Source organism: Streptomyces sp. NPDC107522 (assembly GCF_055657525.1).
In genome coordinates, this window is sequence record NZ_JBVKAU010000005.1 from 198062 (window position 1) to 222595 (window position 24534).

The following is a 24534-nucleotide window of genomic DNA, read 5'->3' on the forward strand; positions in this document are numbered from 1 at the left end:
GCGGAGGCTGTCAAGCGGCGTCGCTGACCAGGGTAAATGGCGTTTGGCGGCGTTGGTTGCCGTTGAGCCAGTCTGAAGGCGTTGTGCCCTCGTTGTGCCCTCCGCGCGCGGCTGGATTCCATCACGAGCCGTCACCACGCGGGCGTCTGAGCGGAGGGCAGTCGAAGCGGCTTGCATCCGCGGTTACCCCATCGGCGCGGCCCGGAACCAGCCAGCCTGTGCCGTCCACGCGATGGCTGGGCTGTCGCTTGCCGTTGTCGACAGCCATACTCCGTCTATGCCTCGTGGCAACATGGGTGCGAGACGTGGGAGCTCTCCTTCTTGGCTCAAGGGGACCGCCTCCATGTACTCCCACCCGTAGATCAGGAAGGCGTGCCGTTCGGCAGCGTCCGCTGCTGCCAGCTGCTTCCGCAGTTTGGTCATAGCCTGGCTGCCCATCAGTTCGCAGGCGGATGAAACAGCCTGGTCTATCTCTGGTACGGCCCCGCCCCACGACGCCGGCATCACGTAGTAACCCGGTGGGTGCTTCTCTGTTGGTGGTATGCAGAACACTGCGTCGATGCCGAGCCGCTCGAACTCCAAGAGAAGCTCGACATCATGCTGCCAAAAGTGATGCGCCGTGCGTGGGATGGCTCCACGTGTCTCCAGTTCAACGAGGAGCGAGGGAGTGCGAGCCAGCGCGTGCTTCCACTTCTTCTGTTGGGCGAGATGTACGGTCCACGAGTATGTGAGGTCCGGGAGAAGCGTGTACCCAAGCTGGCTCGACTTGGTGTCTGCAGCCCGGTGCCGCGGGTCCACGATGAGCTTGACCTCGACGGCGATGGTGCGTCCCTCGTAGTTCAACAGCAGGTCGTGCGCTCCCTGTCGGCCGTCCGTGTCATTCAGCTCGACCTGGACGCCCAGTGTGCGGCTGATGCACCTACTGGCGAGCTGCGCGGCGACGTCTGTCTTCTGGCCTGGCATGGCACGACGGTACGGAGGACGATGCCCCGAGCGCAGCAGGTTTGCGGTCCAGTCGCAGTGCGGGTGACGGGCCCGTGGGAGCTGATGAGAGACACCTCATGTTGCCCGACGGCTACCCCTGGGGGAAAACGCGTATCCCTGACCGGCCCTGACCAGGCGCTTCGCTGCTTGCGGCTCTGGCTCGGTTGTCAATGTCGGTCGCCGTCGGTCGACCTCGGCCGCCGCCGAACGGCCCAGAGACGGCCCAGCTTCGGGACGGCTCACTCAAGTGGCTAGGTGTATTGATCACGAGCGTTGTTGACTCTGGCAGCTGTTCGCTGTGGAGCCAGGTGAAGGTGCGGTCGGGTTCGAGGTGGGCGCCTCCCCAGGTCTCGTGCAGCTCCTCGTACTTCTCGGTCGTGAGCTCGTTATCAAGGAGGAAGAGGCCCTCTTGCGGCTCGGGCCTGTGGCTACGGATAGCCGTTGCCCGAGGCTGCCCAACGGCGACCGGTGGCCACAGTGCTGCCCTTGGCGAACTGACACCGCCTTCAACACCGATTGAACGTTCTCCTATTTAGGGTGCATCCCGGCGGCCCTCTTCTCCACGTGGACACCCACAGACTTCGGGAGCATGATGATTATATGACCGATCGAGAGTATCTCAGAGCATTGGAAGTCCTCGAGGCTGCCGAAAACCAATTCCTTTGGGAGCCCTGCGCGCAAGCGCTCAAGGCTAAAGATTCTCAGTTGCGCAGTTTCGAGAACATAGCAGGGGTAGGAATTGCGGAGCCAGGCGACGGCGCCCTATGCTTGGCGTTCTTTGTGATCAGGAAAGAAGATCCCGCTTCCGTTGCACCGGAAAGTCGGATTCCCGAAAAGTACGACCACATCCCCACGAAGGTTATCGAAAGCGGCGAGTTTGAGGCCCTCGTGGAAATGTCTCGACACCGCCCTGCCCCCAGCGGCGTGTCATTGGGGGTAGCGCGAGACGGCAGCGTAGTGGGAACTCTAGGATTTGTCGCCCATCGCTGGAATGATTTCTTTATCGTCAGCAATAACCACGTTCTAGCATGCGAGAATGAGGGCGCGAGGGGAGATGCAATCCTTCAGCCAGCCGCTATCGACGGCGGCAATAGCGGCGATCAAATCGGCGAGCTGGATTCATGGGTAGACCTGTCGTTCGATGGAGCAGATAACCAAGTTGATGTGGCCATGGCGAGCGTTGAACGATCACTGGTGAGTGCCGCCGTCTGCGCTGAGCCGATAAAGGTCGGGAGACCTCGCGGCCCGAAGCGCCGAATGCGAGTCCATGCTCACGGCAGGACGTCAGGCGCCACTGTCGGTGAAGTCGTGGCTACGGACAGTACGATACGCTGCCGATATCGTCGTGGCTGGGTGATGCTGTCACGCCAACTGGTGGTGAAGAGGCAGGGGGGCATATTCAGTCAGCGGGGCGACTCTGGAGCGTTGGTACTTGAGGAGGGGAGCCACCGGGCTGTTGGCATGCTCTGCGCAGGGACCCCTCGATACTCACTTGTGACGCCCATCTCTCGCGTCCTGGATGCGACCGGAGTAGCGTTGATGCGGTGAACCTGTTGCAGCGAGTTCAACGAGTCCAGCGTGCCCAACGCGTCGAGCGAGTGAAGGCGCGCCATGAACGAGACCTGCTCGCGATCGACGGGGTACAGGGTGTCGGGGTGGGCGACCTGGATGGCCGGCCGGTGATCACAGTGTTCGCCGAGAGCCGATCTACATCGGGGGTGCCTCGCGAATTGGATGGAATCCCGGTGCACATCGAGGAGTCTGGCGGCGCTTTCCAGGCCCTATAAGGACAGAAATCACGGGTTAATATATGCCCCGATGCCAACGAGGGCCAGCCCGATCAGCATCAGGAGCACTCCCGGCCTGAGTCGCTTATCGAACTTTTCGAGCAATTCATTGACTTGTGCTACGAGCTCTGCGACTTCCCCTGCCCCGTGCGGTACTGGAGTTTGCTCGACAGGTCGGATAAACACGATCAGGCCAGCGATCAAGACGACTAGTCCAACGATGATCACAATGATTGACATGGTTTCCATGTCGACAGTGTCCTCGACTGCTACATGGATGACCTGATCAAGTAGGTCGTTCAGGCTATAAATGGCACCTCATTGAGTGCTTTTCCAAGGCGTTTCGGGTGACTTCTGTCGCGGGGTCTACATACCAGTAAAGTTACGCCAACAACCCCCTTGAACGCCACCAGCGTTCCCCTGGCTTCCCCGCCTCGTCGGACAGGCAGGGAAACGCGCCGCAAAACGGCAAGTCGGTCTGGAGACTACCGGTACAGAGTTTGTGTCGCTCGGACGTTGGGGATCCACAACTCGACCGATTATGGCGGGCCAGTAGAGTTCAAGGCTGGCCAAGGCAGGGGTGCCGGCGTCCAGAAGGGAGCGCGGTCGGCGGAACGAATTTAGCCAGGAGCTGATTCGGCGCGAGTGATCATGGCCCCGTAAGCTTCCGGCGCGTCGGGCAGTCTGTGGACCTGCCCGGTAAAGCACGACGTTGGGGCCATGATCTTCTAGGCTCGCGCCAAAGTGGCTGGCTAAAGTCGTGGAGCCGACCGCCCCAGCCACAGCGGGTTTTCTCTCTTCCACCCGCATGCATGCAGCGCGCCGCAGAGGCGGCGCACGCCCGCGCCGTGCGCGGGCCTTGATGGGGCAGGGAAAGTTCAGACCGCAGTAAAGAAGACGTCGGAACGTCGGCCGCACAGCGCCTAGTCGAGGATGCCGAGCAAGGTGTCCGGGCGGCAGTGCGGGCAGTGCGGCACGCCCTGTTCCGTGAGTGCCTGCACCGCCTGGTCCCGGCTGATGCCCTTCGACCGCTTGCCTGCGTTCCAGCAGTCGCCGGCATGGACGTACACCGGGCTCCGGCCGGACAGGCCGCGTTCGAGAAGCCACTCGGGCGCCGGCGGGCGGGCTTGGATCCCGCGCTGTCGTTCGGCCTCGCGCCGTTCTTCGTCCGCGATCCAGCGGCGAGTGCGCTCCAGGTCCCTGAGCTGCACCCGCTCCAGGAAGCGGAGCAGTACGAGTCTCGACGGGACAGGGTCGTTCACATGTTCGATTCTAGCGGTAGAGTGGCCGCTAGCAGCTGTGACGTGAAGCGATAACTGGCCATGTGCGGCGATAATGGGCCTTTGGGCCCCTACCCCGCCTTAGAGGTTGTAGCCAGATGAATGCACCTCCTCCGCCGCAGTCCTGGCGCCCCGACGAGGAGGACTCCCTGATGTGGGTCAGGGGGATCCTTGGCGCTCTGTCTCTGCTGATAGGACCCGCTGGGCCGCTGCTCGTCGCTGGCGGCGAATACGTCTATCGCCGCCGCCATCTCATCTTCGGTACCAATGGCCAGCCGCTCCAGGCCGTCGGTTTGATGGGTGGCCCGCCCCTCGCAACCTACGGAAACCGGACTCAACTCGATGCTGCTGCGACACTCGGCGGCCTCGGGATGCGGAAGCAAGTCCTCTCCGTCGTCCCCCAACTGGATTCTCCGGCGCGCCGGTCAGGGCTGCGCGAAGGTGACCCCGTCTCCCTGCTTCTGGCCCGCCGCAGCGGGATGGCGCAGCGGAACGGCCTGGTCATTCCAGCCCGGATCGGGCATCGCCTCGACGTCACCGTTCCGCGTGGCGAGTACACGATCGCTGGCATGGGGGCGAGCCGCGACGCACTGTTCACTACCCGTGACCCCGTCAGGGGCGCAGGAAGGTTGCAGCTGCGGGCTGGCACCCACCCCACCGCATCGCTCCTATTGCAGCCCCGTTCGGCTCTTAGGCCGCCCGCGCCAAGGCTGCAGATGGATTGCCGCTGGTGCCATCGCCCGGTCCGGGACGTGGTTGCTCACGAACTCTTTTCCTGTCCGAGCCGGCCGCGACCGTATCGCTGCAAGATTTGCGGTGAAGGCTTCTTCAACCAGAAGGCGTGTGAGGAGCACCACCATCAGGAGCATTGGCTTCGGCCACGGTTGGCGAGGCTCTGGGCTGAGGCCGACCAAAGCAGCTGCCCGCACTGCGGCAGCACATACGCTCTCAGCGCCCTGCACATGTTGACCTGTCCCGGCGCCTCGCGCCCATACGCCTGCACGCGGTGCACGGCCACCTTCACCACCGATACGGAGTTGGCCGTCCACCGCCTGCAGCGCCACCCCTGGAAGCTGGCCCTGTGAGAGCGCTCATCGCCGCCGACCGACCAGCACAGCGCATCTGGCGGTGCCGCGTCCTGGGGTCCGGCCGTCGGTCCCTGAGACAGGTTCTGAATGCCGCGACGACGTGCGAGGCTTGGCCATGACGGCGGGTAGACGAGAGGGAGAGTGAGTGGCGCAGCAGGCGAGCCCTCGGGGCACCTTCCAGGAGATTGCGGCAGCGGTGAAGGCTCAGATCAAGGCCGACCCGGAGATGACGCAGCTGCCGTCGGCGGCTGACCTCATGAAGGCACATGGGGTATCGCGCGGGGTCGTACTTCGGGCGTTCAGTACTCTTCAGAAGGATGGCGTTGCCGAACCGGTGCCCGGCGGGCGTTGGCGCGTCGTACGACCCGGAGAGCGGACCGACCGCCGTCCGTTGGAAGACCGCATCGCGGACATCATCGCGGATGACAACCTGCCAGTCGGGGCAGCGTTTCCCAGTGCGTCCGTTCTGGCCGAGCGGTTCGGAGTATCACGCCCCACCGTGACCAAGGCTCTCGACAAGTTGGAGGCCGCGGGCGTGCTCGCGAGTGGTGGACAGGGCAGGGTGCGGACGGTCTGCGCCGTGCCGATTCGAGAGGAGAGTTCCTAGCTTGTCGGAGCTGACGGAGTGGGCCTATCCCCTGGCTGAGTCCCTGCTGGCAGAGCCGCTACCGCGCCGCTGGAAGCACTCTCTGGGGGTGGCCGAGCGGGCGCGCGGCATCGCGCTCATCCTCGGGAAGGACGCTGAGCTTTTGGAAGCCGCTGCCGTCCTGCACGACATCGGCTACTCGCCAGACCTGGCCAAGACCGGCTTTCATCCGCTCGATGGTGCCCGCTACCTCCGCGACGTCGCCCACGCCGACAAGCGGGTGGTGAATCTCGTGGCGCACCACTCCTGCGCGTGGATGGAGGCGGAGGCGCGGGGCATGCGTGAAGAGCTGGAGGGCGAGTTCCCCCGCGAAAGCGCGTATCTGAACGACGCGCTCTGCTACTGCGACATGACCACCACGCCAGACGGCGACCCGACGAACCCTGTGGATCGAGTCAACGAGATTGCCGGGCGCTACGGGCCGGACAGTCTGATCGGCACCTTCATCCGCCGTGCTGAGCCGGAGATCTGCGCAAGCACTGCGCGCGTCCTCGAGCAGGTCGCCGCCGCCAAGCGTCAGCCGATGTAAGGAGTCGTCCGCGTCCGGTCCATGGCGTGATCGATGCGGAGCCGCATCGTGGGATGGATGTCGAGTTTCGGCAGGTCCGTTGCGTTCACCCAACGGACCTGCGTCGTCTCATTGCTCGTACGCAGCTCGCCACCGGACGGACGGGCACGGAAGCAGATGCTGAATTGCTGGCGGACCTCTCCGTCGTCGTACTGCATCACGTGTCCGGGGTCGGTGTAGATCCCGGACATGTCGACGACTTCGGCCTTGATGCCAGTTTCTTCCCAGACTTCGCGCACCACGGTGTCACTGATGGTCTCGCCCACGTCGTGCCCGCCGCCGGGCAGTGCCCAACGCCCGTTGTCTGAGCGCTGAATCATGAGCACCTGGCCCGCATCGTTCTGGACGAACGCCACGACCGAAGGCACGACGGAGTTGGCCGGCGGTGCGTCGGGGTCATGCAGGTAGTCAATGCGTCCCATGGTCAGGCTCCCGTGACGTCGCGGTCCGTAACCTGGCGAGCGCCTCCCCAGGTCTGTTCGATGCTATTCGCGTACGTGTCGAACAGACCGCCGCCCGGCATGCGTCGTAGGTGGAAGATGGGGGCCATGTAGGCGCCGATGCCGTAGACGTGGGGGTTGACGAGCATCTCGTCATCGGACCGGTAGATGGAGTTGTAGAGCGTCGTGGCGTGCAGTCGGAAGCTGATCTCTGGGTGGCTCTCGAAGAGCGGCCGGTAGTTCACCAAAGCGTTCCGTATCTTGCCGTCCATGATGCGGTGTCCCTCGTCTATGCCGCGCTGCCGTACGGCCTCGCAGTCAGGGTCGCCGAGCAGGATGCGCACCTGGGTGGTCCCCTCGACCTTCTTCTTCAGAAGGTCGATGAACAGGGGGTCCTCCGACAGGAAGAGCCCGGAGTAGACGAGGACGTCAAGGTTCCTGTCGGCTCGCGCGTACATCTCGCGCCACAAGCCCGGAGGCACCGTGTGGCGGTGTGGGTAGACGGCCACAATCTCGGCCTTGCTCAGGTCCGTTGCGCTCTCCAGCGTGCGACCGTCGTCCCACAGCGTTGTCACGTCGACCTTGAGCGCTGCGGCCGTGGCGTACTGGTGTCGGCGATACGGCACCTTCCCTTGCGCGATCCAACGTTCGACGGTCTTCGGGTTGACCTTGATTGCGTCGGCCAGGTCCTGAACGGTCATGCCGCGAGCCAACAGGGCTGAACGCAAACGCTCGTTGGACATCTGCCCACCTCTGAGGGACATCTAGGGAGCTCTGACCGTGCCAGATCTCCGCAAGGTTTCCAAGTAGGGGGTAACGAACTCCCCTGACCTGCAGCGATTCTGATGGTGCGCCAAGAAGTCCTGGCGCAAACCCAAGAAGTTCCGTGCCCGTACTTGACGGAATCATATGCAGTACCTGTAAAACAGGTACTGCATGCAGCGCCCGGAGGAAAGCCCGCAGGGGTGACTACGAAGGCAGCGCCAGCTGGTTGAGAACTTCACACAGGGAACTGCCGGTAACCCGTGGTCCGCCTGCCCGAAGGGGTCGGAAACAAGGCGGAGAAGACCGGCGTGCCCCGCACGGCATCCAACCGGTTCGACTCCGGTCCGGGGCACCGGCCGCTACCGGCGGCCGCGCCACCTGTGTACGGCATTCACCTTCAACGGCGCGCACCCCCGGAGATTAGGCCCTCCGGGGGTGCTGTTCGGGCCGTTCACCCTTCGAGAGGAACCACGACCCATGAGCCCCATCGTGACTGTTCAGGACGCTGTTACCGCGTTCGCGGACTGGATCGAACCGACGGACGCGGAGCTGGACGCGATCGAGCAGGAGTTGCCCGCGATCCTGGCGGACGTCGACCTGCTGGACGCGCAGATCATCACCCTGGACCGCACGCCGACCGAGTTGGACGCCCGCCGCATCCGCCGCGCCCACCGCCGGGTGCTGGCCGAGCGTCGCGCGCTGGCCAACCGCACCGCCGATGTGACGCTGCCGGGGGGTGCGGCATGAGGGCGAACACCTCCCCGACCGGCCTGGCCCTGCTGCTGATCGCGGTGGGCCTGCTGATCTCCTTCACCAGCATCACGGCCGCGTTCGTCACCCATGAGCATGTCTGGCGCTACCTGATCGCAGCCGGCTGCTTCACGCAGTTCATCGGCTGGGTGGTCCACGGCCACCGGAACGGGGGCGGACGATGACCGCCAAGACCGTTCTGCCCGCCGCCATGATGACGGCGGTGTCCATGGTGCTCACCCTGGCCGTCGTCGTGATGTGGCTGGGCACGGCCGTGCCGTGGCCCGTCGCCCTGGTCGTCGGTCTGGGCATCGACGGCGGATGGCTGGCCACCCTCGCCTACGAACGCCGCCTCGCCGCGCAGGGCGACCACAACCGCGCAGTGACCGGTGTCGGCTGGTTCTTCGGACTGGTCGCGTCCGGTGTCCTGGTCGCTCACGCGCTCACGGTGGAGGAGGCCGCCGCCGCGTGGCTGGCGGTGGCGTGGCTGCCGATTGCGGCCAAGGCCCTGTGGCTGGTGCACGGGCTGTGGGAGCGCACCGCGCTCACCCCCACCGCGCTGGATGCGATCCGGGGTATCCAGCAGGAGGCCCGCGATGAGGCGGCCGTGGCCCGTGCCCGGCTGCGGGCCGAGGCGAGCACGGAGGAGACCCGGCTTGCGGCCGTGACGCAGGCCGGTGCCCGCGTCGCTCGTGTGCAGGCCAAGACCGCCGAAACCCTCGCGGGGGCATGGTCGACGCTGGAGACGGCGCGCAAGGGCGAGGCAACGGGCAGGGCACTGACCAGCGTGACGGCGCCCGTCACGCCCGGCGTCACGGCCCGCTGGGAGCTCCCGGTGTGGGGTCCGAGTGAGCCGACCGGACTGCCCGCGCTGGAGGCAGGGCCCGCGCTCACCGACGACGCCCTTGACGTGCTGGTCGACGAGATCCGCCACAGCGAGACCCCGGCCCTGTCGTACCGCGAGATGGCCAAGCGCTTCCGCGCGGCCGGTCACTCCGCCTCCGAGGTCCGCCTGCGGGCCGCATGGAACCGCGTCGTGGTGGTGGCCTGATGTCCGCCGCGTGGGGCAAGTGCTTCGACCCGTCCGGCGCCCGCTACGGGGTGCCCACCTACCCGTGGCGGCTGGCCCCGGACGGGTTGGCCACGCGCCGGCAGTTACGGGTCCAAGGGCTTCGTCCGGGCGGTCAGCCGATAGCGGCGCAGGTCATGCGGGTCAACCGGCGCACCGGCACCCCGAGGGTGGCCTACCTGTACCGCGTCGACCTGGCCAAGAAGGTGCGGCCGATGACCTCGCGCAAGTGGGGCGCTCTGGCGTTGGCGATGCTCGCCCGCCAAACGTGCACGACCTGCGGCATCACCTACAGCTACTGCATGCCGCGCTCGCTCGGCTGCTGCGTGCTGTGCGCCTTTCCCGACCAAGCTGCGAGGAGTACGTGATGGGCAACGCCGACATCCGCCGCCTGGACAAGGAGATCCGGCGGACCACGAAGAAGCTGGAAGCCGTGCAGCGGGGCGAGTGGTGGCCGCTGACCAGCCGCGAACGGCTCGCCATGACCCGCGCCATGGCCGGGGGCGCCCGCAGCGTCCACCGGGGGCGCAGCACGAGTGGGGCGGAGGACCGGATGGACTCCATCGGCACGGCCGCCGAGACGCGGCTGAACGCGGAGCTGACCGCGCTGCACAGCGAGCGGCAGCGGCTCATCACCGAGGCCGCCCAGGCGAAGGCCGCCAAGAAGTCCTCGGGGTGGTGGTGACCATGGCCGCACAGCAGACGCCTCCGGGCGAGTGCCCGCAGTGCTGGCAGCATGCCCACGATCGCCGCGCACACCGCCACCTCGGTTCCCGGGAGGACTGCCCGCAGTGCGTGGACCACATGATCAACGGCCACCCCTACATCGTGCCCAAGAAGGAATCCCGCTGGTGGTGACCACGCTCACGCCGCGCGCTCTTCCCGCCGCCTGACGCGCGCCCCGTACACCTCGACTGGCGGGGCGGCCGTCCCTGCTACGGACCCGGCCGCCCCGTCCGCTTTTCTCAACTCCCGCCCCGGCAGGGGCAGTCAGGAGCACCTCAGCATGTCCGAAAGCGTCGTTCACCTCCACAAGACCCCCGAACCGCCTGCCGATGAGGCGACCGTGACCACGCTGACCGTGGTCCCCGACCCGGCACCGGCCGCGTCTGTGCCGTTGTGGGTGCGCTCCGGCCGCGCCGTGCGCACGGTCGTCACCCACGAGACCACTAAGACGACCTTGCGCGCGGTGGCCCGCCACGGCCTCTACACGCTCAACGGGGGCCGGATCGTGGCCCGCCGCACCTGGGACGGCCGCACCGGGGCCCGCTACGAGCGCATGCTTCGCGCCGCCGAGGCCGCCGGGAACTACGAGGTGGCCGAGGAGTGGGAGGACCGGCTGCAGCGCTTCCGCGAGGCGCGGCACCGCCGCCGTATGGACCTGCTGCACTCCCCGGTGGAGGTCGCCAAGGGCGCCGTCGTCGGCACCGGTATGGGCATCGGCACCCTGGTCGCGCTCGGCATCGTGATGGCCCTCAACAGCGGGGAAGTCGGCGATGTCATCACCCCGCTCGCGGCGACCATCGACTTCATCGCCACCCTGATCAGGATCGTGCAGGTGGTGTGGCCCTACGCCGTCGTCCTCGGCCCGCTGTGTGCCCTGCTGGGCATGTGGGCCGTCGGCAGCAAGCAGCAGGCCGCACCGCAGTGGGCGCTTCCGGCGAACGTGCGCTCCGGTGAGGGTGAGCCGATCACGCCGTCCATCGTGGTCAAGGCCCTGCGTGACCTGGGGGTTCCTGCCCTGCGCAACGCCATCAAGGAGATGGGCGACGCCGGCGCGTCGATGCTGTCCCCGATCACGATCGCCGGGTGCGGTGTCGAGGTCGATGTCACCCTGCCCTCGGGGGTGTCGACGATCGAGGTGCAGCAGCGGCGCCGCAAGCTGGCGGAGAACCTGACCCGGCATGAGCACGAGGTGTTCATCACGATCCCCGAGGCGGCCCGCACCGTGCGGCTGTGGATCGCCGACTCCGGGGCGCTGGATGAGCCGATCGGTCCGTCCCCGCTGGTCACCGACGAGACCCTGACCGCGAACTACAAGACCGGCCGCGCCCCGTGGGGGCAGGACCTGCGCGGCGATGCCGCCGCGCTGAGTCTGTATCAGCGGCACCTGCTCATCACCGGTCTGTCCAACCAGGGCAAGACCGCGTCCCTGCGCGCGCTCGCCCTGTGGGCCGCGCTGGACAAGACGGTTGAGTTCCGTCTGGCCGACCTCAAGGGCGGTGACTGGGTCATGTTCGACGGCCTGGCCGCGGTGCTCATCCAGGGGCCGACCGATGACCACGTCATCCAGGCGACCGAAATGGTCGAGGGCGTGGTCGACGAGATGAACCGCCGCATCGAAGCCCGCCAGCACGAGCCGAGCATCGAGTTCCCGCCGCTGATCTGCATCGTCGACGAGGCACAGGTGGCGTTCATGTGCCCCGTCAAAGACGAAGAGGGCCGCCCCTATGGCGGCTCCAAGGCCACCTCCCGTTACTTCATGGCCGTCCGGAAGATCCACAACCAGGGCCGTGCCGTGAACGTGCTGATGTGGCAGGGCACCCAGGACCCCACCGACCAGAACCTTCCCAAGCTGGTCCGCGAGGGCGCCCACACCCGCGCCGCCCTCGCCCTGGGCACCGAGTCGCAGGCGCGCATGGCGCTGGGGGACAAGGCCGTCGACGGCGGCGCCGCCCCCAACCTGCTGCGCCCCGGCCTGGACCAGGGAACCCTGGTCGTCGCGTCCAGCGGCATCGAGATCCCCAAGGGCCAGTCGTCCATCACCGTGCGCACGCACTACATCAGCGACGACGACGCCAAGGCCATCGCCGCCCGCGCCAAGGCGATGCGCGACGGCGTGGCCACCCTGCACGTCATCGAGCGGGGCGAGGAGCGTGACCCGCTCGCCGACATCGCCAGCGTGCTCGGGGACGCCTCGCGGCTGCGCACACAGGAGGTCATCAACCGGCTCGCCGCGCTGAACGCGGACGCGTACGGCAAGTGGTCGTTCCTCGACCTCAAGCGCGTCCTGGACGGCACCGGAGCCGAGCCCTACAAGTCCGACGGCGTCATGGTCGTCGGCCGCGACCGCCTCACCCGCGCCCTCGCCAACCGCGACAGCGACGGTTCCGCTTCCACCTCCGCATGACAGGGAGCCAACCCTGTCCGGGCCAGGGAGGCAGGGAGAACTCCCTGCACGCCTCCCTGACCCGACTACCTGGCCCTGACCTGCACGAATGATCGTTCAGGGAGGCAGGGAGGCACCCCAGGTCAGACCCCTGAAACCCCCTCCAGAGCACTCCCCGAAGGGGGTGGCTCTGCCTCCCTGTGCCACTCCGCGAAGGGATTCCGCATGCACCGCGACCCGCCGGGGATCATCGCCCCGCACATCCCCGCCGACGCCTACCGCCGCGCCGAAGCCACCGGGCAACCGGTCGTCATCGTCGTCCACACCACCGACCCCACCGGACGGCCGCTGCGCAGCTACCTGTACCCGATCGCGGTCGCCGGAGCAGGCGCCATCGGGATCTTCGCCACCGTGGCCGGTCTGCTCGCCCTGCTCGACTTCGCCGTCCACACCGCCGCAGCCATCGCCGCCGCCACCGGGCCGATCAGCGTCGGCGGCATCAGCCTCAAACTCGCCCGCTCCAAGCACTGATCCGGGAAGGGACCACCACATTGGAGATCCGCATCCTCTGCGAGCACCAGGACGTGCCCCGCATCGCCCAAGCCATCCTCGCCACCGTCGATGCCACCTCGGTACGCCGCATGCCGACCAGCGAAGGCACCCGCACCCGCCTGTACATCACCGCCGAACACCGCACCAGCCATGAGGACTGCACCGTCTGCGACGAGGACGGCATGACCTTGTGGGCGCTGCCCGACGGTCGCGAACAGCAGCGTCCCTGCACCGGGATGGACTACGAGGCCCTGCTCTCCGCCGGGCTGCTGCCTCACTCGCCGTACCGCCAGACCTGGCGGCGCAGCACGGAGCACTAGCTACGCCAAGGGCGGCCCCTGTCTCACGCCAATGAATCCGGGGCCGCCCTTGCTCGCCAGCACTCACCCAGAGAACTGGAGACCTCCAGCATGACCCATGACCCCCATCCCGCGCTGCTCCGCGCCGCGCTGGACGCCGCCGAACGCGGCTGGCACGTCTTCCCCCTGCGCCCCGGGACCAAGCGGCCGGCACTGCACGGTGAGAAGACCTGCACCGGTACCGGACCCTGTGCCGACGGGCACGTGAAGTGGGAGCAACGCGCCACAACCGACCCCGACCGCATCCAAGCCGCCTGGACACACGCGCCGTTCAACGTCGGCATCGCCACCGGCCCCTCCAGCCTGCTCGTGGTCGACCTCGACATGCCCAAGGACAAAGGCAGTTCGGACGCGCCTGACGGCGCGACGACCTTCGCGGCGCTCTGCGAGCGCACCGGCCACGCCGTCCCCACCACCTACCGGGTGCGGACCGCGAGCGGGGGGGAGCACCTGTACTTCACCGCCCCGGACGGCGTCCGGCTGACCAACACGGCAGGGAGCATCGCTCCGTTGGTCGACACCCGGGCGCGCGGCGGGTATGTCGTCGCGGCGGGTAGCGTCACCCCCGCCGGACGGTACGAGGCTCTGTGTGCCCCTGTGGCTGCCTGTCTGCCGTCCTGGCTCCAAACCGTCCTGCAACCGGCCCCCAAGCCCGTACTGGCGCCTACAGGGCCCATGACGGGGCAATCGCACCGATATGCGGATGTAGCGCTCGCCAACGAGGCCCGGAACGTGGCCACAGCGGCGGACGGCACCCGCAACGCCACGCTGCTGCGGGCCGCACGCGCCCTGGGTCGGCTGATCGCGTCCGGCGACCTCCTCCGTACGCAGGTTGAGCAGGCTCTTAGGGAGGCAGCGGCCGGCAACGCCACACAGCCGCAGTGCTACTACGACGACGTGATCCGTCGCGGCCTGGACTGGTCCATCGCCAACAACCCCACCCGAGGCAGGGCGGCATGACCCCCCATCCCCCTAAGAGCCTCACCCCCACCAGTACCGGCCTGCACGCCGCCGAACCGGCCGCGCCCACGGCTGCCGTGGGCGAGCCGAAAGGCGCCGCCCGTAAGGGCGTCCGAACTGCTCTTCGTTCTGACCCGCCACAGGGCAACGGCCCGTACATCGTCGCCATGCTCCATATCCGTGCGCCGCGCGGCGCCACCCCCACGGCCACGTCACGGTGCGAGTGCGGGCGGGACCGCAGCGCCGTCGGCCACAAGCGAGTGCTGGCCCTGATCGCGGACCACACCGCCCACCGCGACGAATGCCCGCTCCGCAATCCCCAGGAAGGGAGGCACGCGGCATGACCGACCCCACCATCGAGACCGAGGAACTGCCGCCGCCGTCCAACCCCCTGGCCGTCGCCCGCCGCCTCCTGCCGGACTGGCAGAGCCAGGACGGGCAGTTGGTCTGCCGGCGCTGGCGCGCGTCCTGGATGCGCTGGACGGGAACCTGCTGGCGGGAGGTGGACGAAGCGCAGATCCGCGCGGCTATGTACACCCGCCTCGAACACGCCGTCTACCTCGCCCCGGTCAAGGACGGGGAGTTCGAGGAACGCGATTGGGCCCCCACCAAGCAGAAGATCAGCAACCTTCTCGATGCATTGGGCGCCATTACCCTGCTGCCCTCCGAGACCGACGCTCCCTCCTGGATCGACGGCGACAACGCGGCAGACACCGGGCCGATGGTGGCCTGTGAGAACGGCCTGCTCAGGATCCGGGACCGCGCGCTTCTGCCGCATGGGCCCGGATTCTTCAACCTGGTCTCCGTCCCCTTCGCCTATAACCCCGCCGCGAGGGCACCGACGTGGGAACGCTTCCTGGCGCAGATCTGGCCCGAGGACTCTGACGCCATCGCCGCTCTTCAGGAGTGGTTCGGCTACGTGCTCTCCGGTCGGACCGACATGCAGAAGATCCTGCTCATCGTCGGCCCGTCCCGCTCCGGCAAGGGCACCATCGCCCGTGTGCTCAAGGAGCTGGTCGGCAAGGAGAACCTCGCCGGGCCCACCCTCGCCGGACTCGGCACGAACTTCGGCCTGTCCACCCTGGTCGGCAAGCCGCTCGCGGTCATCTCCGACGCCCGGCTGTCCGGGAACGACAACAGCCAAGTCGTCGAACGGCTGCTGACGATCTCGGGGGAGGACACCATCGACATCGACCGCAAATACCGCGCGGTGTGGACCGGCAAGCTGCCGACCCGGCTGGTGATCCTGTCCAACGAACTGCCGCACTTCGGCGACTCCTCCGGCGTCATCGCCCGCCGCTTCGTCCTGCTCAACATGCGGGTGTCCTGGCTGGGCAAGGAAGACCCCACCCTCTTCGACCGGCTCACCGCAGAGATGCCCGGCATCCTCAACTGGGCTCTAGAAGGTCTCGCGCGTCTTCAGCGAACCGGGCGGATCACCGAACCGGCATCGAGCCGTGAGGCGGTCACCACCATGCAGGACACCGCCTCTCCCACGTCCGCGTTCATCCGGGAACGCTGCACCACCGGACCCACCTGCTCCGTGCCCGTGGACGCCCTGTGGACGGTCTGGCGCGAGTGGGCCGAAGACAACAACGTCCGCCCCGGCACCAAACAGGTCTTCGGCCGCAACCTGCTCTCCGTCATCCCCCAACTCACCCTCACCCGCCCCCGCGACGGCGAAAGCCGGGTACGCACCTACACCGGGGTCGCACTCTGCGCCGCCGACCAGAGCTAGTTCCACAATCCGCCGGGTCGCGGACCATCGCGGACCACCCCTCATGACCTGCGGATTACACCAAACCGCAGAGCAGAACATCGCGGACCGGCCCCAGCCCCGTGGTCCGCGATGGTCCGCACAGTCACCCCACCAAAACCGCAGGTCAAACAAGGTGGTCCGCGATGGTCCGCGACCCACAGCATTGTTAGCCCCACCGATGGGCACTACGAGCCGCCCTCTGCCTCAAGTCCGCCGACGGCCCGGTGGCCAAGCGGCCTCACTGCTTCCCGACAGCCTTGACGATCAACTGGCCCAGCGCTGATTGGCCTTGGTCAAGCTCGGTAAGCAAACAGCCCAAGCTGGCTGAGCTGACGACTGGCATCCACTTGGCGAGAAGATCCATCGCGTCCGGCAACGTGGCGGCGTACACCACCTCGGTCGACACATTCGACGACAGATCGATCAGGTAGTTCGACGGCCCTCGATACAGATGGATGGTCACGTAGTTCGATTCCGGGTCCCCAGACCCGAAAAATTCCTTGTATCCGGCTTCAGAGACTGCCTTGTCCCAGTCCCCGTCACCCGATATCGGGGACGGAATCCGCGTCCACTCCCCGTCCCGGTACAGAAGGTCCTGGTCGTCCGATCCATCTGCGCCCCCAGGGGCCGCTAACGCTTCAGTCATGGCGCCTATCGGACACCCCTGCCCCTGCCCTCCGCAAGGGCGGGCCGCGACCCACAGCAGTGTGACGCCACCACCCCCCCCGGCCCTGCCCGCCGCCACACCTGGTTTTCAGGAAGGACGTCATGAAGAGGTACTTGACGACTGCGGAAGTCGCCGAGCGCTACCGCACGTCGCCCGCAACCGTCCGCTACTGGCGCTACGCCGGAACCGGCCCGCAGTGCTTCATCAGGCGTGGTCGACATGTCCTGTACGACGCCCAAGCGCTCGACAAGTACGACGCTGAAGAGATCGGAGGCCGATGCGCAGCATGACCCGAGACGGCCACCAACCCCACCCGAAGGAATGCCACTTCACTGCCGACTCGGGTTGCTCATGGGGGAGAGGGACTGATGGCTGACGTGTATGACCGCTGGCACCTGTCCCGACCTCCAGCCGACGCCGAGCCGTGCGAGGCGCACAGCACCAAGACAGCGACCGTGTACCCGAGCGCAGACCATGGAGTCGGTAAGCGCTGGCAGGTGCGCTACCGGGATCTGTCCGGCAAGCAGTGCAAGGAGAACTTCGAGAAGAGGACTGCCGCGGACTCCCGGGCCGCCAAGGTGAAGGCTGAACTCGACGCTGGCACGTTCGTGAACCGGGAGCTTGGCAAGCAGAAGTTCAAGGCTGTCGCTGAGCGCTGGCAGGAGACGGCCGTACACCGTGAGCGGACCGAGACGAACGTCGAGCGGGCCCTACGGCTGCACATCTACCCGATGTTCGGCAACCGGCAGATCGGCAGCATCCAGCGGGCAGATGGTCAGAAGTGGATCAAAGATCGGTCCGCCGTCATCGCCCCGTCAACGTTCGCGACGCCCTGGAACGTCTGCACCAGCATCCTGAAGATGGCCCACCAGGAGGGCATCATCCCGAAGTACCCGTGGGAGGGCCTCAAGCCGCCCGAGGTGTTCTATCCGGAGATTCATCCGCTCGACCCGGAGGCGGTGAAGGCACTGATTGTCACGGCGTCCCCGCGATACCGCGCCCTGGTGCGGCAGGCGGCTTCCACTGGCCTCCGCCAGGGCGAGCTGTTCGGCCTAGAAGACGAGGAGCCGGCCACTACCGTCACGGTCAAGCAGCAGCTGATCGGCCCGGACAAGGGCGTGCCGTACCTGGGTGAGCCGAAGACTAAGCAGAGCTACAGAGCGGTTCCCCAGGGGCAGTCCGTTGTCGACGAGATCGAGCGGCACCGCAAGGAGTTCCCGCCCAAGGTCGTGTACATCGAGGACCGGACGAACCCGCGCAAGCCCGTGTGGCGCCATGCTCGGTTGCTGTACACGAGCGAGACGGGTGGGGCGATCCGGCGCGGAAGCTGGGCGAAGCTGTGGGCCCGCAACATCAAGCGGGCTAACGCCTACCTGGCGAAGTCCGGCAGCAAGGTACGCGTCCCCGAGGGCACTACGCTTCACGATCTGCGCCACTTCTACGCCTCGGTTCTGATCAAGAACGGGGCGACGCCGAAGCAGGTTCAGATGCGCCTCGGTCACGCTAAGCCATCGATCACGCTGAACGTCTACACGCATCTGTGGGAGGCGGAGGCCGATCGGACGGCCGACATGATGGAAGCCGTCTTGAGCGATGTGCCCTGAGAGTGCCCTGAGGGTATGAAAAATGGCTGGCTTCCCAGGTCAGGAGGCCAGCCATACACCCTGTGCGGGGGTGCCGCCCTCTCCTGCATCAGCTGCGGGGGCTGTCCAGTCGCGTCGCCGACCCGGGCAAAGGGCGCTTGGTGGCGGTCGGCGGGGCTGGATCGGTGGTGGACGGTCTGGCGCGGACGATGGCTTGGTCTCCTCGTGGACCGAACAGGTGCAGAATCTCCACGGTGCTCGTGTCCGCGGGGCCGAACCAGTGTGGCTCGGTGGTGTCGAACTCGGCCACTTCGCCGGGCCGCAGCGTGAAGTCCTGCGCCCCGAGGATGAGGCGCAGCCGACCGGCGAGGACGTAGAGCCATTCGTAGCCCTCGTGGGTGACCAGTTCGGGCCGGCGGGGTGCCAGCACCTGCTTGAAGACCTGCACTCGGCCCGGGTACTGCGTCAGGGGCACGAGGACGCTGCCGCGCCCCTTGTGCAGGGGCCGGAGGTGTACCCGAGGGTCACCGCTGGCCGGCGCCGCCACCAGCTGGTCGAGTGCGACGTGGTGCGCCCGTGCCAGCGGGATGAGCAGGTCCAGGGTCGGGCGCCGCCTGCCCGATTCCACCCGGGACAGCGTGCTGACGGAGATCCCGGTCGTGGTGGCGAGTGCCTCGAGGGTGAGTCCCCGGTCCCGGCGCAGCCTGCGCAGCCGGGGCCCGATGCCGTCGAGGATCTGCTCCAGTTCCGCGTCCCCGGATTCCGTGTTCATGGACCCAGTTTTGCAGTGTTCGCAAAACTGCTGGGCTGCGGCCGCGGCTCGGCCTGAGCCTTGCCGGGCACTGTTCCCGGACATCAGAGGTAGACGTGACCGCGACGACACACCCTGTTCAACCCATGCTCAGCGCGCGCAGACGCTGGACGGTACTGGCCGTCTGCTGCCTGAGCATGTTCCTGGTGGGCCTGGACACCACCATCGTCAACGTGGGCCTGCCGGCCATCGGCCGCGGCCTGGATGTCGACACGCGCGGTCTCGAATGGATCGTGGACGCCTACACCCTCGTCCTGGCCAGTCTCCTGATCTCCTCCGGCGCACTGGCGGATCGCTTCGGACGCCGCCGCGTGTTCCAGTGCGGGCTGGCCGTGTTCGGCGCGGCCTCACTGGTCTGCGCGCTCGCCCCGTCGGCTGGCGTACTCATCGCGGCCCGCGCCCTGCAGGGCGTCGGCGCCTCGATGCTCAGCCCCGTGGCGCTCGCGATCGTGGTCAACGCGATGCCCGACCCGAAGGAACGGGCGCAGGCGATCGGTATCTGGGCGTCGGTGTTCGGACTGAGCATGGCCGCCGGACCCGTCACGGGCGGCGCGCTGCTCGCCGGGCTCGACTGGCGGGCGCTGTTCTGGATCAACGCCCCCGTCATCGCGGCCGCTCTGCTGCTCAGTGCGGTGTTCGTGCCGGAGTCCCGGGCACCGCGGGCCCGGCGGCTCGACCTGCCCGGCCAGGTCCTGCTGACCATGGTCCTCGCCGTCGTGGTCGGCGTCCTGATCGAAGGGCCGCGCATCGGCTGGACGTCGCCTGCGGCGCTGGCGGGATACACAGGGGCTGCCGTGGCGACAGCCGGATTCGTGTGCGTCGAGTCCCGCCGCCGTGAGCCGCTCATGGATCTGCGGCTCTTCGGGCGCCCGGCCTTCAGCGGTGCCGTCGTGGGCGCGGTGGCGGTCTTCGTCGCCCTGAACATGACGCTGCTGCTGAACACCCTCTACCTGCAGCACACCCGGGAATGGACGCCGCTGGCCGCCGGCATGGCGACCTTGCCCCTGGCCGTCGGAGCGACCGTCTGCGCCCCCTGGTCCGGCCGCATGGTCGGCGCCACCGGACCGCGGCTGCCGCTGCTGCTGGCCGGCGGGTTCATCACGGTCGGCGCCCTCTGCCTGGTCCAGCTCACCCCGCACACGAGCGTGCTCCTGCTGTTGGCCGCATACTCGCTCATCGGCATCGGGTTCGGCTTCGCCAACGCCCCGATCACCAATACCGCCGTCAATGGACTGCCACCCGCCCGTGCCGGCGTAGCCGGGGCGATCACCTCCACCGCACGGCAACTCGGCGCCGCCCTCGGCATCGCTCTCGCCGGCGGCCTGGTCACGGCCACCAGCCCGACGGAGCTCGCACAGGCGTCCCGCCCGGGCTGGATCCTGGTCGCCACCTGCGGCGTACTGCTCTTCCTCGTCGCCCACACATCACGGCCCACGGAAGCCTCCACGGGCCCCGCCTCCCCACAAGCGCGGTGAGCCGTGTGACTCACCGCAACGCACCGTTGGCCGTTGAAGGGCGCCGCCGCCTCGTCGAGCGCTGCCGAACTCGCCCCTTGCTCATGTCGCGCACTGCGCCGCAACCGCTGGACGCCGAGCAAGGCTGCGGCCACTGACGCCGCGAGCGGCCCGCCGAGATGATGTGGCGGCGTTCAGGCGGGCGTCGGCGGCGTGCAGCGTCACCGCCGTCACAGAGGCCGCCCTTCCCGGAGGCACACGACGGTTCCGGAGTGGGCGGCGGTGTGGAGGGCGGTGAGCGTCGGGAGATGTGCCACTGGGCCCGTTCCCTTGACGTCGGCTCGGTGGTCGTAGCCGAGGAATCGAAGAGGCTGGTCGGCGACGATGCCGGTCTCCTCGTACAACTCCCGGCGTGCGGCTGTCGGCGGGTCCTCCCCGTGTTCCAGCATTCCGCCCGGCAGCCACCGGGTTCCGGCGCCCGGCCGGCCCTCGGCATAGCGGAGCAGCAGGATGCGGCCGTCGGGGTCCAGGAGCAGCACGCAGGACGCGACGACGGCCTGCGGGAGGGTTTTGATCCACTCCTCGCGCGGGAGCACTCGCTCCACGTCAGGCCTCCCGTACGGCGACGGTGCGGGCCGCGGCCTGCTTCAGGTGTTCGGTGAACACCGCCTCGGGGTCGGGGACGCCGAGGCGGTGCAGCGCCACCATCGACGTGATGATCACGTCGCAGACCTCCGCCGTGACGTCGTCCCAGGTGTGGCTCGCTCCCTTTCGCGGGTTCGTGCCCGTCGCTCCGATGACGGCCTGGGCGGCTTCGCCGAACTCCTCGCCGATCTTCAGCACTTGGAGCACGCGCCGCTGCGCTGCGGGCACGTGCGCTGTGGCCCCGTCGAGGAACGCGGCGAGCTCGGCCGTGGTCTGCCACGCGGTCCTGTCCACGGTGGTGTTCCTTTCTTCGGGTGGGTGAGGAAGGGGGAGTCCGTCCACCCGAAGGAACGTAACGCGGCGCAGATGGTCACCGGCAGGGCGTCAGCGGGGCGCGCGACGCCTGCGGACCGCGAGCAGTACCCCGCCCCCGGAGAGCAGGGCAGCCGCGCCACCCGCCGCGATGTACGGCGTGGTGTCGTCGCCCCCGGTCGCGGCCAGGTCCGGTGCCGTCCTGGCCCGTCGCCTCGTCGGACGTCGTGTCCTCCCCGGCACCGGCCCCGGCTTCCTGGTCCTCGGCCGGGACGAAGTCCGTGGGGGGCGCAGCCGATGCCGTCGTTGTCGCGGTCCAGGTGGGAGCCGTAATGCTCGTCGCCCTCAGCGATGTTGGAAGGTAGCTCTCCGTGTGGATCCTGCCCTTCCGGTCCCGTACCGCTCAGCCGACCAGCGGTGGGCGCTGGGCGTACTCGTCGTAACCGCCGGGCAGAGGCCGCGTGTCCAGGTAGAACCACTCGGCGTCCGGGCTGGGGGCCGGCGGCGGAAGTGGCGTCGGTGCCGCCGTCGGGACCGGTGCCGGCTCGGGCGGCACAGCAGCCGGCTTCGCCGGTCCCGGCATCAGCAGCTCCACCCGCAGGCCCAACCCCCGTTGCTGTGCCGTGAACTCCTCCACCTGGTTCCGGCACGCGTGGTCCAGGTGTGTCACGCCGGTCAGGTCCAGGCGGATGCGGGGCTTGCCCGAGGCGGCCGCGGACTCCAGGGCATCGATGACCTGGGGGAGGCGTAGGAAGGTCGCGTTGCCGGCCATGACGACCTTCGCGGTGTCGTCCTCGATGTGCTGGCGGATCACCGTCTGGGACATGCGCAGGGCGGCCAATACGATTCCGGCCGCCAGGCCGATGAGGACGCCCTCCAGCAGTGCCGTCGCCACGATGACCAGCGTGGTCGTCGTCATGACGACGAACTCGCCCCTGTCCTGGCGCCACATCTTCGGGAACTCCTCCGGCGCGAACAGCTTCCAGCCGCTGTGGACCAGAACGCCGGCCAGCACCGAGATCGGGATCAGGGCCAGGACCTGCGGCAGCAGAAGCGCGAAGGCCAGCAGCCACAGGCCGTGCAGGGTGCGGGAGATACGGGTCTTCGCGCCGGCCTGGACGTTCGCCGAGCTGCGGGCCACGACCGCCGTGATGGGCAGCGCACCCAGGATGCCCGCGATCGTGTTTCCGGCGCCCTGCGCGATGAGTTCGGTGTTGTAGCGGGTGCGGGGGCCGCTGTGCATACGGTCCACGGCGGCCGCGGTGAACAGGCTCTCCGCGGAGGCGATGACCGTGAAGGTGAGGATGGAGGTGATGACCGCGGTGTCCGCGAGGCCCGCGAACTGCTCGGCCCCGGGGACCTGCACGGACGCCAGCAGGTTGCCGACCTGGAGCGTCTTCACGTCCACGCCGGGCAGCGCGGCGACCGCGATGCCGATGCCCACCGCGACCAGCGCGGCCGGGATCCTCTTGACCGGGCCCGGCACCTTCTTCCACACGAAGCTCAGCACGATCGTGGCGACGCCGAGCAGCGTGGCGATCATCGCCTGGGGATCGGTCAGGATGTCGGCGAACAGGGCCGGGATACCCGCCATGTTGTCGATCGGGGTGCCGGGGGCCTTGGCGTCGGCCATCGGGTACGCCTGGCTGAACATCAGCGGCAGCCCGATGCCGGCCAGCATCCCCTGCACCACGGCCAGGGAGATCGCCTGGAACAGCCGGCCCAGGCGTACGACGCCGAGGACGATCTGCAGGATGCCCGAGAACAGGACGATCACGCCGAGCATCGCCAGGCCGTGCTCCAGCACCGTCTCCGCGACGAGCGCGGCGAGCCCGGCGGCCGGCCCGCTGACCTGGAGGGTGCTGCCCCGGACGGCGCCCACCACCAGCCCGCCGATCACCCCGGAGATGATCCCGAGCTCGGCGGGGACCCCGGACGCGACGGCCACACCGATGCACAGGGGCAGGGCGACCAGGAAGACGACCAGGGACGCGGTGATCTCGGTGGCGAGGTCGGGCTTCGCGCCCCCGGTCTTCGGCGACGTCGCACCCTGGGCCTTCGCTGACGTCGCACCCCCGGCCTTCGGTGACATCGCACCCCCGGCCTTCGCCGACTTCGCGGCCCCGGCCGTCTGCGCACCGCCCTTGGTACGCGTACGCCCGCGCGCATGCGCCCCGCTCATCCGCTATGCACCCGGAACCGGCCGTCGCCCTCCAGCTCGTGCACCTGCCCGGTGTCGACCTCGTAGTACCAGCCGTGCAACCGCAGCCGACCGGCGTCCAGCCGCTGCCGCACCACCGGGTAAGTCCGCAGTACGGCAAGCTGGTTGACGATGTTGCCCTGTGCCACGTCCGGCAGCGACGGGTCGTCGGAGGCGGTCGTGAGGACCGGTGCCAGTTCGGGGCGGGCGAGCTGCAGCCAGGCGTCCACGCCCGGCAGGGCGGTGAGGTCGTCGCCGGACTTCAGCGCGCCCATCGCACCGCAGTGTGAGTGACCGCACACGACGATGTCCTGAACCCCGAGCACCTCCAGTGCGTACTCGATGGTGGCGGCCTCCCCGGACGCGCCGGGGCTGCCGTACGGCGGCACGATATTGCCCGCGTTGCGCAGCTCGAATATCTCTCCGGGCCGTGCGCCGGTAATCAGGGCGGGGATGACCCGCGAGTCCGAGCAGGTAATGAAGAGTGCCTCGGGATATTGCCCCTCGGCCAGTTTCCGGTATTCACCGCTCTCGAAATCGACCCGCCGTTTGAACGAGCGGGCGCGGTCCAGCAATGCCTTCAACGAAAGCCTCCTCGGCTGGGAGTTCGGCCAGGTCATCACACCGTAGAGGGGGCCACACCAGACGAAGGTTAAGCGAAAGCCAGAGCCGGGCCAGGAATTGGACATTCTTTGTCGCGCGACCACGCAAGCGCTTGTTCCCTGTAGCGTGTCGACTTCAGGGCA

At 67.9% G+C, this 24534-nt stretch carries 29 protein-coding genes and 1 pseudogene; 17 read left to right on the forward strand and 13 right to left on the reverse strand.

From position 1 onward, the window contains the following. Positions 1-183 precede the first annotated feature (183 nt). The 3 genes from ACZ7L6_RS18020 to ACZ7L6_RS18030 form a co-directional block, all read right to left on the reverse strand. Complete coding sequence (locus ACZ7L6_RS18020) at positions 184-963, reverse strand: hypothetical protein (RefSeq protein ID WP_471924890.1); 780 nt, start codon at positions 961-963, stop codon at positions 184-186. A gap of 1817 nt (positions 964-2780) precedes the next feature. Further along, positions 2781-3020 (reverse strand): hypothetical protein, encoded by a 240-nt coding sequence (locus tag ACZ7L6_RS18025; RefSeq protein ID WP_471924892.1) that lies wholly within the window; start codon positions 3018-3020, stop codon positions 2781-2783. Between the two features lie 674 nt (positions 3021-3694). After that, positions 3695-4033, reverse strand: coding sequence for a DUF6233 domain-containing protein (locus ACZ7L6_RS18030; RefSeq protein WP_471924894.1), 339 nt, complete (start codon positions 4031-4033; stop codon positions 3695-3697). Between the two features lie 1251 nt (positions 4034-5284). On the opposite strand from ACZ7L6_RS18030, the gene ACZ7L6_RS18035 reads away from it, so the two are divergent. Both ACZ7L6_RS18035 and ACZ7L6_RS18040 read left to right on the forward strand, forming a co-directional pair. Then, positions 5285-5746 carry a GntR family transcriptional regulator gene (locus ACZ7L6_RS18035; RefSeq protein WP_471924896.1) on the forward strand — a complete coding sequence of 154 codons (462 nt, stop codon included), beginning with the start codon at positions 5285-5287 and terminating at the stop codon, positions 5744-5746. Position 5747: 1 nt separating this feature from the next. Next, complete coding sequence (locus tag ACZ7L6_RS18040; protein WP_471924898.1) at positions 5748-6314, forward strand: HD domain-containing protein; 567 nt, start codon at positions 5748-5750, stop codon at positions 6312-6314. Here the strand turns inward: ACZ7L6_RS18040 and ACZ7L6_RS18045 are convergent. Both ACZ7L6_RS18045 and ACZ7L6_RS18050 read right to left on the reverse strand, forming a co-directional pair. Beyond that, the gene (locus tag ACZ7L6_RS18045; protein ID WP_471924900.1) at positions 6302-6775 is read right to left on the reverse strand and encodes an NUDIX domain-containing protein; all 474 of its coding nucleotides are present in this window, start codon (positions 6773-6775) and stop codon (positions 6302-6304) included. The genes ACZ7L6_RS18040 and ACZ7L6_RS18045 overlap by 13 nt on opposite strands. A 2-nt stretch (positions 6776-6777) precedes the next feature. Further along, the gene (locus ACZ7L6_RS18050; protein WP_471924902.1) at positions 6778-7494 is read right to left on the reverse strand and encodes a helix-turn-helix domain-containing protein; all 717 of its coding nucleotides are present in this window, start codon (positions 7492-7494) and stop codon (positions 6778-6780) included. Between the two features lie 541 nt (positions 7495-8035). On the opposite strand from ACZ7L6_RS18050, the gene ACZ7L6_RS18055 reads away from it, so the two are divergent. From ACZ7L6_RS18055 to ACZ7L6_RS18110, 12 genes are all read left to right on the forward strand, one after another. Continuing rightward, positions 8036-8305 carry a DUF6284 family protein gene (locus tag ACZ7L6_RS18055; protein WP_471924904.1) on the forward strand — a complete coding sequence of 90 codons (270 nt, stop codon included), beginning with the start codon at positions 8036-8038 and terminating at the stop codon, positions 8303-8305. Further along, on the forward strand, positions 8302-8493 hold the full coding sequence (locus ACZ7L6_RS18060; protein ID WP_471924906.1) for a hypothetical protein: 192 nt from the start codon (positions 8302-8304) through the stop codon (positions 8491-8493). Before ACZ7L6_RS18055 ends, ACZ7L6_RS18060 begins: the two co-directional genes overlap by 4 nt. Beyond that, positions 8490-9359 (forward strand): protein spdB, encoded by an 870-nt coding sequence (locus ACZ7L6_RS18065; protein WP_471924908.1) that lies wholly within the window; start codon positions 8490-8492, stop codon positions 9357-9359. Before ACZ7L6_RS18060 ends, ACZ7L6_RS18065 begins: the two co-directional genes overlap by 4 nt. Then, complete coding sequence (locus tag ACZ7L6_RS18070; RefSeq protein WP_471924910.1) at positions 9359-9745, forward strand: RRQRL motif-containing zinc-binding protein; 387 nt, start codon at positions 9359-9361, stop codon at positions 9743-9745. The genes ACZ7L6_RS18065 and ACZ7L6_RS18070 overlap by 1 nt, the downstream gene beginning before the upstream one ends. Further along, on the forward strand, positions 9745-10062 hold the full coding sequence (locus ACZ7L6_RS18075) for a hypothetical protein (RefSeq protein WP_471924912.1): 318 nt from the start codon (positions 9745-9747) through the stop codon (positions 10060-10062). Before ACZ7L6_RS18070 ends, ACZ7L6_RS18075 begins: the two co-directional genes overlap by 1 nt. 2 nt (positions 10063-10064) lie before the next feature. Then, positions 10065-10235 (forward strand): pRL2-8, encoded by a 171-nt coding sequence (locus ACZ7L6_RS18080; RefSeq protein ID WP_471924914.1) that lies wholly within the window; start codon positions 10065-10067, stop codon positions 10233-10235. Between the two features lie 148 nt (positions 10236-10383). Beyond that, positions 10384-12507, forward strand: coding sequence for an FtsK/SpoIIIE domain-containing protein (locus tag ACZ7L6_RS18085; protein ID WP_471924916.1), 2124 nt, complete (start codon positions 10384-10386; stop codon positions 12505-12507). A 204-nt stretch (positions 12508-12711) separates the two neighbouring features. Further along, positions 12712-13017, forward strand: coding sequence for a hypothetical protein (locus tag ACZ7L6_RS18090; RefSeq protein WP_471924919.1), 306 nt, complete (start codon positions 12712-12714; stop codon positions 13015-13017). Positions 13018-13037: 20 nt separating this feature from the next. After that, positions 13038-13358: a hypothetical protein gene (locus ACZ7L6_RS18095; RefSeq protein WP_471924921.1), complete on the forward strand. Its 321-nt coding sequence runs from the start codon at positions 13038-13040 to the stop codon at positions 13356-13358. A 90-nt stretch (positions 13359-13448) separates the two neighbouring features. Beyond that, positions 13449-14357: a bifunctional DNA primase/polymerase gene (locus tag ACZ7L6_RS18100; RefSeq protein WP_471924923.1), complete on the forward strand. Its 909-nt coding sequence runs from the start codon at positions 13449-13451 to the stop codon at positions 14355-14357. Continuing rightward, positions 14354-14701 (forward strand): hypothetical protein, encoded by a 348-nt coding sequence (locus tag ACZ7L6_RS18105; RefSeq protein ID WP_471924925.1) that lies wholly within the window; start codon positions 14354-14356, stop codon positions 14699-14701. The genes ACZ7L6_RS18100 and ACZ7L6_RS18105 overlap by 4 nt, the downstream gene beginning before the upstream one ends. After that, complete coding sequence (locus ACZ7L6_RS18110; protein WP_471924927.1) at positions 14698-16095, forward strand: DNA primase family protein; 1398 nt, start codon at positions 14698-14700, stop codon at positions 16093-16095. Before ACZ7L6_RS18105 ends, ACZ7L6_RS18110 begins: the two co-directional genes overlap by 4 nt. A 259-nt stretch (positions 16096-16354) precedes the next feature. On the opposite strand, the gene ACZ7L6_RS18115 is transcribed toward ACZ7L6_RS18110, so the two are convergent. Then, positions 16355-16762 carry a hypothetical protein gene (locus ACZ7L6_RS18115; RefSeq protein WP_471924929.1) on the reverse strand — a complete coding sequence of 136 codons (408 nt, stop codon included), beginning with the start codon at positions 16760-16762 and terminating at the stop codon, positions 16355-16357. A gap of 122 nt (positions 16763-16884) precedes the next feature. Here ACZ7L6_RS18115 and ACZ7L6_RS18120 point away from each other — a divergent pair, with 122 nt between their 5' ends. Then, the gene (locus ACZ7L6_RS18120; RefSeq protein ID WP_128428301.1) at positions 16885-17073 is read left to right on the forward strand and encodes a helix-turn-helix domain-containing protein; all 189 of its coding nucleotides are present in this window, start codon (positions 16885-16887) and stop codon (positions 17071-17073) included. A gap of 78 nt (positions 17074-17151) precedes the next feature. Beyond that, positions 17152-18387 carry a tyrosine-type recombinase/integrase gene (locus tag ACZ7L6_RS18125; RefSeq protein ID WP_471924931.1) on the forward strand — a complete coding sequence of 412 codons (1236 nt, stop codon included), beginning with the start codon at positions 17152-17154 and terminating at the stop codon, positions 18385-18387. An 88-nt stretch (positions 18388-18475) separates the two neighbouring features. On the opposite strand, the gene ACZ7L6_RS18130 is transcribed toward ACZ7L6_RS18125, so the two are convergent. Then, a complete protein-coding gene (locus tag ACZ7L6_RS18130) occupies positions 18476-19138 on the reverse strand; it encodes an XRE family transcriptional regulator (RefSeq protein WP_471924933.1) in 663 nt (220 codons plus the stop codon). A gap of 125 nt (positions 19139-19263) precedes the next feature. Here ACZ7L6_RS18130 and ACZ7L6_RS18135 point away from each other — a divergent pair, with 125 nt between their 5' ends. Beyond that, positions 19264-20652 (forward strand): MFS transporter, encoded by a 1389-nt coding sequence (locus ACZ7L6_RS18135; RefSeq protein WP_471924935.1) that lies wholly within the window; start codon positions 19264-19266, stop codon positions 20650-20652. 209 nt (positions 20653-20861) lie between these two features. Here the strand turns inward: ACZ7L6_RS18135 and ACZ7L6_RS18140 are convergent, their stop codons facing one another. The 6 genes and pseudogenes from ACZ7L6_RS18140 to ACZ7L6_RS18165 all read right to left on the reverse strand — a co-directional run bounded on the left by ACZ7L6_RS18140 (position 20862) and on the right by ACZ7L6_RS18165 (position 24372). Next, the gene (locus ACZ7L6_RS18140; protein ID WP_471924937.1) at positions 20862-21236 is read right to left on the reverse strand and encodes an NUDIX hydrolase; all 375 of its coding nucleotides are present in this window, start codon (positions 21234-21236) and stop codon (positions 20862-20864) included. A 1-nt stretch (position 21237) separates the two neighbouring features. Continuing rightward, on the reverse strand, positions 21238-21570 hold the full coding sequence (locus tag ACZ7L6_RS18145; RefSeq protein WP_471924939.1) for a MazG-like family protein: 333 nt from the start codon (positions 21568-21570) through the stop codon (positions 21238-21240). A gap of 90 nt (positions 21571-21660) precedes the next feature. Continuing rightward, a complete protein-coding gene (locus ACZ7L6_RS18150) occupies positions 21661-21831 on the reverse strand; it encodes an LAETG motif-containing sortase-dependent surface protein (protein WP_471924941.1) in 171 nt (56 codons plus the stop codon). Positions 21832-21908: 77 nt separating this feature from the next. After that, positions 21909-22067: pseudogene (locus tag ACZ7L6_RS18155) on the reverse strand (hypothetical protein); the annotation flags it as partial. After that, the gene (locus ACZ7L6_RS18160) at positions 21992-23770 is read right to left on the reverse strand and encodes a SulP family inorganic anion transporter (RefSeq protein ID WP_471924943.1); all 1779 of its coding nucleotides are present in this window, start codon (positions 23768-23770) and stop codon (positions 21992-21994) included. The gene ACZ7L6_RS18160 and the pseudogene ACZ7L6_RS18155, both read right to left, overlap by 76 nt. Further along, positions 23767-24372: a carbonic anhydrase gene (locus ACZ7L6_RS18165; protein ID WP_471924945.1), complete on the reverse strand. Its 606-nt coding sequence runs from the start codon at positions 24370-24372 to the stop codon at positions 23767-23769. The genes ACZ7L6_RS18160 and ACZ7L6_RS18165 overlap by 4 nt, the downstream gene beginning before the upstream one ends. Between the last annotated feature and the right edge of the window lie 162 nt (positions 24373-24534).